This window comes from Ectopseudomonas composti, assembly GCF_900115475.1.
In the GTDB taxonomy this organism is placed as follows: Bacteria; Pseudomonadota; Gammaproteobacteria; order Pseudomonadales; family Pseudomonadaceae; genus Aquipseudomonas; species Aquipseudomonas composti.
Genome location: NZ_FOWP01000013.1, coordinates 1 through 12,200, shown reverse-complemented (window position 1 = coordinate 12,200; position 12,200 = coordinate 1). Strand labels below are relative to the sequence as shown.

The following is a 12,200-nucleotide window of genomic DNA, read 5'->3' as shown; positions in this document are numbered from 1 at the left end:
TGTCCTGCTTTTCCGACTGTCGTTGCCGCGCTTCGTTCAGCTTAGGGGGGAAGTGGTTAGCTCACTCAGGCCACCGGAATCGCCGGGTCGGCGGCCGCCAGGGCGATGGCGCGATCAGCGACCGGCGGGTAGATCCATAGGCTGTTGATCTGTTGTTTCAGCGTCTTTGCTTCGCTGCCGATCAGTTTTACCTGGCGATCCCAGCCTTCGCTGTACACCGCACCCCAGGCGCCGAGATCGAGGCAGGTCACGTACTTGGGCTGGCTGTAGTGCGTCGCCGCGACCCCGATCAATTCGGCTGCTGCGTTGTTGCCTGCGTGGCGACCCAAGGCGATGGCGTGCTGGCAGGACATCACGCTGAAGTTGCCGACATCGTCCGTTGCGGCGCGGGCAGTATCGCCTGCTGCGAAGATCGCAGGCTGACCCTGGACCTTGAGCTGGCTATCGACCTGCAGTCGTCCCTGATTATCGCGTGGTGCATTGATCTGCTCGGTCAGCGCGCTGGCGCGAAAACCCACGGTCCAGATCACGGTATTGGAGGCGATACGCTGGCCGTCATCCAGGGTCACGCCGTCGGCATCAACCGCCACCACCATGCGCCCCAGGCACCATTCGATACCCAGTTCCCGCGACGCGTCGCTGATCGCAGGACGAATGCCATCACCGAGCACGGCGGCAATCTCTTCGCCACGGTCGACCACTACCACGCGAATGGCGGCGTCATCGCCGAGCAGGGCGCGCAAGCGTGCCGGCATTTCCGTCGCGGTCTCGATGCCGGTAAAGCCGCCACCGGCGACCACTACGGTGTTGCGTGCGGGGCTCTGCGGCCGCTCTGCCAGGTTCGCCAGATGTTGCTCCAGGCGCACCGCCTGCTCGATTTCATCGACATCGAACAAATGCGCTTCCATGCCTTCCAGCGCTGGGCGCATCAGACGGCTACCCGAGGCCAGCACCAAGCGGTCGTAGCTCAGGTTTCCCACCTTGCCGGCGGCGTCGCGGTAGCTGACCTGCTGACGCGGTGCATCGATGCCCTCGGCCGTGCCCTGGACGAATTCCACCCCAACGGCTGCCAGAAGCTCGGTGAGAGGTGCTTTCATGTTGTGCACATTCGGTTCGTAGAAGCGCGGTCGAATGCGCAGCTCCGGCTGAGGGGCGAGCATGGTCACGCCGATATCCGTTCGTCCGTGTTGATCGAGCAGGCGCATGGCACTGAGGGCGCTCCATACCCCGGCAAAACCACCACCGACAATCAGAATGCGTTGTTTCATCTGGTACTCCTGGCTTTGGCACGTTTCGTTTGACGGAGCCATGCTAGGAGAGGAGCATTTCGGCAGATACGACATATACCCCCGAAATCATGCCAACTCGTCCGCGTACCGTTCTGTTCATCGCCTACCCGCACGTCGGTCTGCTCGATCTTACCGGCGCGCAGACGGTGTTCTGGGCGGCCACCAAGGCCATGCACGAACGCGGTCTGCCGGGTTATGAGCGCCTCACTGCCAGCCTTGCGGGCGGTTTGGTGGGCACTGCCGAAGGCCTAGTGGTGGATACCCAGCCGCTGGCAGAGGTAAAGCTGGCGCAGGTCGATACGTTGATCGTGCCCGGCGCGCCGGAAATCGAGCGTGCGGTTGCCGAATCGACCGAGCTGATCGCCTGGATCGCCAGCAACGCGCGCAGAGTACGGCGTACGGCCTCCGTATGCAGTGGCACCTTTCTGCTGGCTCATGCGAGTTTGCTCGAGGGCAAGCGCGCGGCGACGCATTGGGCGATGTGCGACATGCTCAAGGCGCGTTTCCCGGCCATCGAAGTGGACAGCAATGCCATCTTCGTCGAGCAGGGCGCTGTGTGGACGTCCGCCGGTGTCAGTGCCGGTATCGACCTTGCCTTGGCACTGGTCGAAGCCGACTGCGGGCGAGAGGTGGCCATGCAGGTGGCGCGTGAGTTGGTGGTCTTTCTCAAGCGTCCTGGCGGGCAGGCGCAGTTCAGCGAGTTGTTACAAGCACAGGCCAAGGACACCTCGACCTTCGATGAGCTGCACCGCTGGCTGGGCGATCATCTGAACAGCCCGGCGCTGAATATCGAGGCCATGGCCGAGCGCTGCCACATGAGCGCGCGGCATTTCTCCCGCCTGTACAAACAGAAGACCGGGCGCACGCCGGCCAAGGCGGTGGAAATTTTCCGTCTCGAAGCCGCGCGCAGGTTGCTGGAGGACTCCACCCGCAATATCGATGTGGTCGCCCGGCAATGCGGCTTCGGTGACGAGGAACGAATGCGCGCGACATTTCAACGTCATTTAGCGATTTCGCCGCGGGATTATCGAAGACGCTTCTCGCGCTGAAGACTCTGCGCCGCACTCGGATGGCGTCGGCTTGGCAGAATTTGGTTATAGTATTACGTTTCCTTCACGCCCCATTCGAAGCCTTCCATGTCCTCCAATCGTCTTCTCTCGATCGACGCCCTGCGCGGGTTGGTCATTCTCTTCATGTTGCTCGATCACGTTCGCGAAACCTTCTACCTGCATCAGCAGGTCGGCGACCCGATGGACGTGACCGCCACCGAGCCTGCGTTGTTCTTCAGCCGCACCCTGGCGCACCTCTGTGCACCAGTGTTCATCCTGCTTACCGGGCTTTCGGCATTCCTCTACGGGGAGAAGCAGATGAGCCGGGCGGCGACCAGCGCCTTCCTGTTCAAGCGCGGGCTGTTCCTGGTGGTACTGGAGTTCACCCTGGTCAGCTTCGCCTGGACCTTCCAGTTTCCGCCCACGGTGATCTATCTGCAGGTGATCTGGGCCATCGGCCTGAGCATGCTGGCACTCGCCGTGCTGCTGTGGCTGCCGCGTGTGTGGCTGGCCGCCCTGGGCCTGCTGCTGGTGGCCGGGCATAACCTGCTCGATGGGCTGCACTTTGGTCCGGAGTCGGTAATGCACATTTCCTGGGCGATTCTGCATGACCGTGGCTGGATCGAGTTTTCCGACACGCTGCGTCTGCGCACGTCTTATCCGGTGCTGCCATGGATCGGGGTAATCGCCCTGGGGTATGCCATCGGTCCTTGGTTCCGCTGGTCGAGCGCGCCCGAGCAGCGTCTGCAATGGCTGCGGCGCGCCGGTTTTGCTGCGCTGGCGCTGTTCGTGGCGCTACGCCTGATCAATGGCTATGGCGAGAAACCCTGGGCCGTGGAAGAAACCGCGCTGCAAACGCTGATGGGCTTGTTCAATATCACCAAGTATCCACCGTCGCTGCTGTTCCTTGCGTTGACGCTGGGCATCGGCCTGCTGTTGCTGGCGGCCTTCGAGCGTCGCAACGACGGGCGCCTGGTGCGTACCCTGGCCGTGTTTGGCAGTGCGCCAATGTTCTTCTACCTGCTGCACCTGTACGTGCTGAAGCTGTTCTATGTCGCTGCCCTGGCCATTTGGGGGGCGAACCAGGGGCACTACTTCGGCTTCGATTCGATGGGTTGGGTCTGGGCGGCGACCTTGCTGCTGGCGCTGGTGCTGTTTCTACCCACGCAATGGTTCGCTCGGCTCAAGGCGCGGCGTCGCGACATTCGCTGGTTGAAGTACCTCTGAAGTTGTCTGCCGTAGGTCGCGTCGTGCGTACCGGATGCTTTCGCGGTGGCCAGTTGGTGCGCACGGCGCATCCTACGTTCGCTGGCCGGCATCGGCATGACGCTGGGCGTTGCAGACCATGTTGTAGAGCCCGCTTGCGGGCGATGGTTGACGCGACTCAAGGCGCAGTGTGTTGACGTACTCCTGAGAGCGGAGGCCGTAGGGTGCGCCGTGCGCACCGGGGCAAGCCGCAACCACACCGGCGCTGATACTCATCCCCTTGAACGCAAAAAGGCCAGGGTTCGTCCCTGGCCTTTTCATTGGTGGTATGCGACCTGTGCAACGGTTGTTGTCGAGCTGGTCTGGCGGTGCGCGCGGCGCACCCTACAGTCCAGGTCGCAGAGTGTCTTAGCCTGGCTGCGGCTTACAGCTTCATATTCACCGACAGATAGGCCGAGCGACCGGGCGCCGGGGAGAACATCGGCTGGTCGTCGCCGCCCCAGAAGAAGTTGTCGAACCACACGTATTCATAGTCGCGGTCGGTCAGGTTCTTCATCTGCAGGTCGAGACTGGTGGTGGCCGATACCTGATAGCGCACGTTGGCATCGAGTACCGCAAAGCCGCCGTACTTGCCTTGCTCGTTCAGCTCGTCGATGTAGTAGTCACCCTGCGCGCGGGCCGACAGGCCGAAACGCCAGGCATCGTTGAACTGGTAGTCGACCCCAGCATTGCTGATGTAGCGCGGCGTGGAGAACACCTCCTTGCCGGACAGTGACTGCCCACCTGCGGTGAACGCGCTGACCACCTTGGCTTCCTGGATGGCATGTGAGCCCCACACCGTCCATTGATCGTTCAGCTGCGCGGTGAGCTGCATGTCGATGCCGCGACGCTTGGTTTCACCCAGGCCGACGGTAGTACCGGTGCTGGGCATGTTGGCCACTTCGTCGGTGGCTTCCTGTTGCCATACGGCGATGCGCGCTTCGGAGCCGGCGAAGGGCTTGAACTTCACCCCCACTTCCTTGCCGGTGTTGATCGACGGTTTGTACGAGGCCTGGCCGGCGGTCATGTAGGCCGGTGCGGTCGACCCGGTGAGAATCTGGAAGGTACGTCCCCAGTTGGCGTAGACGTTGATATCCGGAGTGATGCTGTACACCACGCTGAGCTTGGGTTGCTCGATCCAGCCATAGTCCTGCAGCTCGGCCTTCTCGCCGTTCATCAGCTCGGTATTACCGGAGAACTTGTCGACGCGGTACGCCGGGATGATCTTCAACTGCTCGATGGGCTGGATGATCGCCTGGGCATAGGCGCCGGTGTTGTACAGCGTGTAGCTGTCGTCGTTCTGCGTGCGCGCCGGCGGCGCGTCGAAATCGGTGGGGATGCCGAAGTTGTAGCGGTAGCGGCGGTATTCGTTGTTCTGCTGTTCGTAGTTGATGCCGCCGTCGAGGGTCAGCATCTCGTGGGCACGCCAGGTCAGATTGCTCAGCACGCCGGTCTGGCGCTCTTCCCACTGGCGGCGCTGGCGCGGGGCGTTGCCGACCGGGTAGCTGGTGAAGGTCACGGTGCGGTCATCGTCGTAGCTGTTGTAGTACAGCTTGTTGCTCAGGCTCAGGTCGTCGCTGAGCTGGAAGTCGGCATGCGCGCTGAGGTGTTTCATGTCGCGGTCGTCGCCATCGTTGGCGTTCTTCTCCGGCGATTGCGAGCGGCTCGCGGCCAACTGCTGCGCGGTGAGAAAACCCGGCTCCTCGGCCTGGTGGTGGTAGAGGCGGGCGACCACGCCGAGCTTCATGGTCTGCTCGTCATCGGTGACGAACCATTTGCCACCCAGGGAGTATTTGTTGGAGTTGCTGTTGTCGCGGAAACCGTCGGAATCCTGCTTGGCCAGAAAGTAGTTCTGCGCGAAGTTGCCTTCCTCGTGGCCCACGGCCAGCTGGAATTCGCGGGTGTTGAAGCTGCCGTAGGTCAGGCGGCCGTCGGTGTAGTTGCCGCCCTGGCGGGTGACGAAATTGATGTTGCCGCCGATGTTGTGCAGGCCGTAGCGCGGGTCATTGGTGCCGCGCACCACCTCGATGTAGTCCAGGTCCAGCGGGAAGACCATGTCGATGAAACGCTGGTTACCGCTGTTGACGTTGCTCGGCACGCCGTCGATCAGCGTCTTGATGCCATTGATGTAGCCCTCGCCATTGAACGCGCGGAAGGTCACCTTGCCGGATTCGGCGCCCATGCGCGTCTCGGTCAGCTGGATGCCGGGCATCTGGCCCACCAGCTCCCAGCTGTTCATCACGTTCTTATCTTCGATCTTGTCGCTGCCCATGATGTCGACCGACGTGAGGATACTGTCGGTGCGCAGCGTACCGCTGGCCTCCGGGGTGACATAGACCGAGCCGAGCGAGACGGTGGAGTTGCCGGACGAAGCTGCGTGAATCTGAGGCGTGACCAGAGCGGTCATGACGGCGAGGGCGGCCGAAGTGGCTTTCATGGGTATTCCTAGCGTTGCGTTTTCTAAGTGAGGGAGGGGGTTGTGCTGATCTGCTGCGCTGGCTGGCGACTCTTCAGGCAGCAGCGGGCTGTCCGGTTGGCCGGAACGTATCGTCGAATGATCTCTTTAAGGACGTTATATCATAACAATATTGACGAGTTCGGCCAGCTTCAAATCCCGCTGTCGGAGTCAGAGCAGACGCTGACTCGAACCATCAGTGGCTGAGCATTCGGCGCAAAGGCCGATGAATAGTGGCTCGACCTGCACGAACGATTAGACGCCAAGCCGCTAATGGCGTATCAATATCAGGCGCCTTCCGTGTTTATATCCAAGCAGAATCACTATGCAGCCCCTGTATTCAGCCAATGCGCTCAGCAGCGCCAATGATGAGCGGCTCGATGGGTTTGTGCGCCTGATTAGCCGCTATTTCGACTCCACCGCCGTTCTGGTTTCCGGCGTCGGCGCTGCTCGCCATATCTGGGCCAGCCCTACTCTGGGCGATGCACAGCAGGCGAAGATCGTCGGCATCAACGAAACCTCGCCTACAACCCTGGTCTGGCCATTGCAGATGCAAGAGGGTGCCAGGCTCGGCACGCTGTACCTGCATTTCGATCAGCCGAGTGAGCTCGATGCCAAGCAGCATGACGCCCTGCAGGACTTCGCCGCGCTAGCCCTCGACCTGCTCGCGCGCGAAGCTGACGAAGCCCGGCTACGCCATGAAATTGCCGTCCTGCACGACAGCGAACGGCGCATGGCGCTGGCCATCGCCGGTAGCGGCACCGGCATCTGGGACCGCGATATCAGCACCGGCGACATTCACTACTCCAGCAGCTGGAAGGCCCTGCTTGGTTATGCCGACCACGAAATCGGCAACCGCATCGAAGAGAGCTATACCCGCGTGCATCCGGCCGACCTCGGTTATGTTCGCGCGACCATCCAGGCGCACCTGGATCAGCGCACCGAGGCCTACGAAGTCGAGCATCGCCTGCGTTGCCGCGACGGCCAGTACAAATGGGTGTGCAGCCGCGGCAAGGTGGTCGAGCGCGACAAGCACGGCAAACCACTGCGAATGATCGGCACCACCACTGACATCACCGCTATGCGGCGTCTGTCCGACCAGGTGCAGCAGACCGCGGCACTGATGACCGACCTGACCAATGAAATTCCCGGCATGGTCTTCCAGCTCCGCCGGCAGGTCGACGGCACATCCGCTTTCACCTACGTCAGCGCCGGCGCGCAAGCCATCTGCGGGCTCAGTGCGATGCAGCTGATGCAGGACGCTCAGGCGCTCACGGCCATCGTCCACCCGGACGACCGCATGGCTTTCATCGACTCCTTGCAGCTATCGGCCGAGGAGCTTTCGGACTGGCACCTGGCGTTTCGCGTGCAGGTGCCGGGGCGTGAAATCGCCTGGTGCCAGGGCGAAGCCTGCCCGCGTCGTGAAGAAGGCGGCAGCGTGATCTGGCATGGCTTCATGACCGACGTCACCGAACGCAAGCAGATCGAAGCCGAGCTGCAGGCCTTCGCCACCACCGACTTCCTCACCCAGCTCGCCAATCGTCGCCACTTCATGCGCCAGCTCGAAGCCGAACTGGCGCGTCTGCAGCGCAGCCCTGAGCAGAGCGCGGCGATCCTGATGTTCGACCTCGACTACTTCAAAGCCATCAACGACCGTTGGGGCCACAACGTCGGCGACCAGGCGCTGCGCCACTTCGCGGCGATTCTCTGTACCCAGCTGCGCAAGACCGACACCGCCGGGCGCCTGGGCGGCGAAGAGTTTGCCGTGGTCCTCAGCGAGGCAGATCTGGACCAGGCCATGCACTTCGCCACACGTATCCAGAGCGAGTTGACCAAGGCGCCGATCGTGCATGCCGGGGAGCCGATCTTCCTCGCCGTCAGCGTCGGCATCTCCTCGCTCAACGCCAGCGACGCCAGCGTCGAGGCAGCCCTGTCGCGCAGCGATATCGCCCTGTACTGCGCCAAGCGCGGCGGGCGAAATCGCATCGAGCATCATTGAGGGGCGGCCAACACAGGCCGCCAGCAAGGCTCCAGCACGCGCCAGTGACAGGCGTCACAGCCGGCTTCCGCCGCGCAAACCTGCGGGCATTTGCGCTGGACGCTCGGCACCATGCTGACTAACGTGGTTGCCCCATTTGAACCACCGTAGGAAATCGTCATATGGACGTGCAATGCAATTCCCTTGAAGAGGTGCGCGAGCGCATCGACCAGATCGACCGCGCCATGGTCGACCTTATCGCCCAACGCGGCGGTTTCGTCGCCCAGGCGGCGCGTTTCAAGAAAGACAGTGCAGACGTTCGCGCCCCTGCGCGCGTCGAACAGGTCATCGCCAAGGTGCGTGCACTCGCCGACGAGCGCAGCGCCTCGGCAGCAGTGGTGGAGCAGGTTTACCGCGCGATGATCGCCGCATTCATCGACGAAGAGCTGCGCACCCATGCCGCCTTGACGACAGGAACAGCCGGCAGCGCCTGATCGGTGCTACCGCTGATGCTGAGCCTAACGCTGGCTCAGCGTCGCCACCGATACGCCGGAGGCCACGAAGGTCATCCCCGCGCCCAGGTTCAAACCCTTCACCACCCGTGGCCGCGCCTGCAAATAGCGCGACAGCGAGGTGGCGAACACACCCATCAGCGCGAAGCCCACCGCCGTCAGCACCGCGAACCACAGGCCGTAAACCAGCATCTGCGTGCTCACCGAGCCGCGCTGCGGATCGACGAACTGCGGGATGAACGCCAACACGAAAAAGCCCGGCTTGGGGTTGAGCGCGGCAGACAGAAAACCGGTGAGAAAGATGCTCGGCAGCGATTGCCGGGTGACGGAGCGAAAACTGATCAGGTTGCGCGTGCGCAGCACCTTGATACCCAGCCAGAGCAGATAACCGGCGCCGATGCACTTGATCAGCCAGAACGCCAACTCTGACGTCTGCATCAGCAGCGTCAGCCCCAGCGACGCCGCCAGCACGTGAAACAGAATCCCGGTGCCCGACGCCATACCTGAAACGATGGCGGCCAAGCGGCCCTGGCCGAGCCCGCGCGCCACCGCCAGCAGATTGTCCGGGCCGGGAGCCAGCACCAGCAAAATGCAGGCGCCCGTATAAGCCAGCCAGGTATCGATAGGGAACATACACACCTCCATGCTGAAACGAATGAGGGCTCCGCCCCCTGAGACGGCCGACACTAACGCAGCGAAATTGGCCGGGGCAAACCATCGCGGCCGGAAATGCGACACAACTGCCGAATGGTAAATACAGAGGGATACCACTTGCTGCATATGAACGAATGGCCTCTCTCTGTAGCAAGTGACGACTCAAATAAAGGCCGCCAGCCTACAGCCGTAACTCCGTGCGCCTGGCCTGATGCTCACCGCCAAGCGGCGAGCATAAGCGCTGATGGATGCGGCTGAGAAACCCCAGCTCGAAGGCATGCCGCTGCGCACCGGGCGGGAACAGCTGGCGTTCCAGCAGCAGATTGGCCCACAGCCAGCCGCTATTGGCATCGTCCAGCCATGCCTGCGCCTGCTGCACGCCATGAATGAAGCTCGCCTGGCTCTGCTCGTTCCAACCGAACTCGGCGCCAGGGTGGCCGTCGTGGGCGGGCAGGTGAGTGATATGCCGTTCAGCCATGGGCGTTGCCTCCCTGCGCCTGGGCGATGGCCTGGCGATAGAGCACGATCAGCTCGCTCAGCAGCGCACTTGTGGTGCTCGCCAGCTCCGGCTCCGGCAAACGGCGCAGCAACTTGGCCAGCAACGCTGCGCGATACTCGGCCGCCGCTTGGGTCGGGCAATCGTCCGCCAGATGGCTGTGCAGCGGATTGCGTGGCGTAGGGAAGGGGATAACGACGGATTCAGACCTGGCCATGCAGCACCTCCAAAATGGAAGTCGACATGCCAGCCAGCAGCCCAGGGCGGAGCCCTTGGGTAAAAGGGGGATAGTGCATTTTCCTTATGCTCCTTGGTTTGTTTAAGGAGCCGCTTCCCGCCGTTCTGACGCGGTGATGGGAGGCGGACCGCACGGGGGTCAGAAACCGGCAACCAAGGCAACCGGCCAGGCCGAAGCCTGCCCCGTGCGGCCCACCATAGAAATGCGGTAACCAGACACAAAAAAAAGCGCCGGCTACTCAGCTATGGCGCTACCGCGCCTTGGTCTATTTCGGGTTCTGACGCCCGGTCACGGGATTGACCGTGACAGGGCGGACTGTAGCGTGGGGGAGGGAGCAGGGCAAGGTTTGGATCGGCAGCTATCGGCCATTGCAGACGATCATCAACCGCTACAATCGACCAACTAGGCGGACGTTCTAGAGTCGGGAAAAACTTATCTGCTCCCTTGCGTTCGGCCAAGACATTGCCGTGTGTCGAGAGCGCAAAGACAGCCAGACGGTGGCAAGCTGATACCGTTTTTTATTTGGGCTCTGAGTCTGTTTTTAGCTCATCAGTGCTTTATACAGTGCGATACCGACGTACTAGTGGACAGTGATCGGCCGCCCACTGTTTCTGACTCTCTGAAGACTGGACGATTCACCTATCATGGTCAATGGCGAGATCGTCGGTGTGTTTGGCATCGCCCGGGATATCAGTGAGCAGAAGCATTTCGAGCGCCAATTGAGCTTCAACGCTAACCATGACCGGCTGACCGGTTTGCTTAATCGTGTTTCGCTTGAGGACCGGCTGGCTCTGGATTGTCACATCACTCGCCGGCATAAGCGTCGCCTGGCGGTGATGTGCATTGATCTGGATGGATTCAAATCCATTAACGATTCGATCGGGCACTACTACGGTGACCAAGTGCTGATTGAGGTCGCGCAGCGTATGATCCAACAGGTTCGTCCCAGCGATACCGTAGTGCGCATGGGCGGCGATGAATTTATCGTTCTGCTGCCGGACCTGCTTTGTGATGAGGACGTTGTACTGGTGGCCGAGCGATTGATGGCCAGCATTGCCAAACCCTACTGCGTCCAAGGCATGGACCTGCACGTGAGTGCGAGTGTCGGTATTACCCTGAGCGATGGTCATATCGAGCAGCCGATGCAGCTGATCCAGCAGGCTGACATGGCCATGTACAAAGCCAAACAGCAAGGGCGCAACAACTTTCAGTGGTACACCAGCGACCTGAACCAGCGCGTTTGCGAGCACGCAAGCCTACGCAACGACCTGCAAAAGGCAATCGAAACGCAGACCCTACAACTGCACTATCAACCGCAGATAGACGCGCGCACAGGCCGAGTGGTTGGGCTCGAAGCGTTGCTGCGCTGGGAGCATCCGGAAAAAGGATTTATCTCACCAGCCGCGTTTGTGCCGGTGGCAGAAGACAGTGGCCAGATCATCCCGCTAAGCCTTTGGGTGCTTGATACAGCCTGCGCGCAGTTGCGTCAGCTAAGCGACCAAGGCGTCACCAGCATCTCCATGGCCGTGAATATTTCGCCCATGCATTTTCAGCGTGGCCATTTCGTCCACTATGTCCAGGCCACCCTTGAGAAACATGGTCTGCGGAGTGAGCAGTTGGAGCTGGAGATCACCGAGTCGCTGCTATTGAATAACGCTGATCAGGCGATCGAAACGCTGCACCGACTCAAGGCGCTGGGGGTGCGCATTGCACTCGATGATTTCGGCACCGGTTTTTCCAGCCTCAGCTACCTCAAGCGCTTGCCCATCGACAAGATCAAGATTGACCGCTCCTTCGTTCAGGAAATCGCGACCGATCACAATGATGCCGCAATCACCCAAGGCATTATTTCCATGGCCCATCACCTCAGCCTGAAGGTGGTCGCCGAAGGTGTGGAAACTGCATCGCAAATGGAATTTTTGAAGGGCAGCCGCTGTGATGTTTTTCAGGGGTATTACTTTGCCAAGCCGATGCCTTTTGTAGAGCTTGAAGCGTTCTTGGGATTCCCGACATCCATGCCTGACCGGCAGTCCTAACGGAGCCCAGCCCTGAAAATCTGACATCAAGGAGCATTTCTTTGCGCAGTCGTGTATCGAGCCGGCGAACCGTAATCGCACTTTGGTCGACATCCTGCTCGCCCAAGCGGGGAAAGGGAGCAGATTTATTTCCCTGCTATAAACGTCCGCTAATGGCCCAGAGTGTGTAAAAACGCCCGGACATACCCTTGCTATGATTTCTGAGAATTTCATCGCAAGGGAAGCCCATGAAACGGTTTATCCAGGGT

9 protein-coding genes and 1 pseudogene are annotated in these 12,200 nt (G+C 61.2%); 5 read left to right on the top strand and 5 right to left on the bottom strand.

Features of this window, described 5'->3' with window-relative positions; genetic code table 11:
• Positions 1–65 precede the first annotated feature (65 nt).
• Complete coding sequence (locus tag BM059_RS20035) at positions 66–1,268, bottom strand: NAD(P)/FAD-dependent oxidoreductase (protein WP_074941089.1); 1,203 nt, start codon at positions 1,266–1,268, stop codon at positions 66–68.
• Between the two features lie 89 nt (positions 1,269–1,357).
• Here BM059_RS20035 and BM059_RS20030 point away from each other — a divergent pair, with 89 nt between their 5' ends.
• Together BM059_RS20030 and BM059_RS20025 are read left to right on the top strand one after the other, a co-directional pair.
• On the top strand, positions 1,358–2,338 hold the full coding sequence (locus tag BM059_RS20030; protein WP_074941088.1) for a GlxA family transcriptional regulator: 981 nt from the start codon (positions 1,358–1,360) through the stop codon (positions 2,336–2,338).
• Positions 2,339–2,425: 87 nt separating this feature from the next.
• Entirely contained in the window at positions 2,426–3,565 is a 1,140-nt protein-coding gene (locus tag BM059_RS20025) for an acetyltransferase domain-containing protein (RefSeq protein WP_074941087.1), read from the top strand.
• A gap of 403 nt (positions 3,566–3,968) precedes the next feature.
• Here the strand turns inward: BM059_RS20025 and BM059_RS20020 are convergent, their stop codons facing one another.
• Positions 3,969–6,020 (bottom strand): TonB-dependent receptor, encoded by a 2,052-nt coding sequence (locus BM059_RS20020; protein WP_074941086.1) that lies wholly within the window; start codon positions 6,018–6,020, stop codon positions 3,969–3,971.
• Positions 6,021–6,363: 343 nt separating this feature from the next.
• Between BM059_RS20020 and BM059_RS20015 the strand changes: the two genes are divergently transcribed.
• The gene (locus tag BM059_RS20015; protein WP_074941085.1) at positions 6,364–8,037 is read left to right on the top strand and encodes a sensor domain-containing diguanylate cyclase; all 1,674 of its coding nucleotides are present in this window, start codon (positions 6,364–6,366) and stop codon (positions 8,035–8,037) included.
• Positions 8,038–8,198: 161 nt separating this feature from the next.
• Positions 8,199–8,510 (top strand): chorismate mutase, encoded by a 312-nt coding sequence (locus BM059_RS20010; protein ID WP_074941084.1) that lies wholly within the window; start codon positions 8,199–8,201, stop codon positions 8,508–8,510.
• Between the two features lie 24 nt (positions 8,511–8,534).
• Here BM059_RS20010 and BM059_RS20005 read toward each other — a convergent pair whose 3' ends face one another.
• The 3 genes from BM059_RS20005 to BM059_RS19995 all read right to left on the bottom strand — a co-directional run bounded on the left by BM059_RS20005 (position 8,535) and on the right by BM059_RS19995 (position 9,895).
• The gene (locus tag BM059_RS20005; protein WP_074675198.1) at positions 8,535–9,161 is read right to left on the bottom strand and encodes a LysE family translocator; all 627 of its coding nucleotides are present in this window, start codon (positions 9,159–9,161) and stop codon (positions 8,535–8,537) included.
• 202 nt (positions 9,162–9,363) lie between these two features.
• Complete coding sequence (locus BM059_RS20000; RefSeq protein WP_074941083.1) at positions 9,364–9,660, bottom strand: LasR-specific antiactivator QslA; 297 nt, start codon at positions 9,658–9,660, stop codon at positions 9,364–9,366.
• Positions 9,653–9,895: a hypothetical protein gene (locus BM059_RS19995; protein WP_074941082.1), complete on the bottom strand. Its 243-nt coding sequence runs from the start codon at positions 9,893–9,895 to the stop codon at positions 9,653–9,655. The genes BM059_RS20000 and BM059_RS19995 overlap by 8 nt, the downstream gene beginning before the upstream one ends.
• Before the next feature lie 647 nt (positions 9,896–10,542).
• Between BM059_RS19995 and BM059_RS19990 the strand changes: the two are divergent.
• A pseudogene (locus BM059_RS19990) lies at positions 10,543–11,952 on the top strand (putative bifunctional diguanylate cyclase/phosphodiesterase); the annotation flags it as partial.
• Between the last annotated feature and the right edge of the window lie 248 nt (positions 11,953–12,200).

What these genes read in the sequence shown, in the direction of transcription:
- BM059_RS20020 (WP_074941086.1), bottom strand. Translation starts at nt 6,020, where the DNA reads ATGAAAGCCACTTCGGCCGCCCTCGCCGTCATGACCGCTCTGGTCACG.
- BM059_RS20030 (WP_074941088.1), top strand. Translation starts at nt 1,358, where the DNA reads ATGCCAACTCGTCCGCGTACCGTTCTGTTCATCGCCTACCCGCACGTC.
- BM059_RS20005 (WP_074675198.1), bottom strand. Translation starts at nt 9,161, where the DNA reads ATGTTCCCTATCGATACCTGGCTGGCTTATACGGGCGCCTGCATTTTG.
- BM059_RS19995 (WP_074941082.1), bottom strand. Translation starts at nt 9,895, where the DNA reads ATGGCCAGGTCTGAATCCGTCGTTATCCCCTTCCCTACGCCACGCAAT.
- BM059_RS20010 (WP_074941084.1), top strand. Translation starts at nt 8,199, where the DNA reads ATGGACGTGCAATGCAATTCCCTTGAAGAGGTGCGCGAGCGCATCGAC.
- BM059_RS20015 (WP_074941085.1), top strand. Translation starts at nt 6,364, where the DNA reads ATGCAGCCCCTGTATTCAGCCAATGCGCTCAGCAGCGCCAATGATGAG.
- BM059_RS20035 (WP_074941089.1), bottom strand. Translation starts at nt 1,268, where the DNA reads ATGAAACAACGCATTCTGATTGTCGGTGGTGGTTTTGCCGGGGTATGG.
- BM059_RS20000 (WP_074941083.1), bottom strand. Translation starts at nt 9,660, where the DNA reads ATGGCTGAACGGCATATCACTCACCTGCCCGCCCACGACGGCCACCCT.
- BM059_RS20025 (WP_074941087.1), top strand. Translation starts at nt 2,426, where the DNA reads ATGTCCTCCAATCGTCTTCTCTCGATCGACGCCCTGCGCGGGTTGGTC.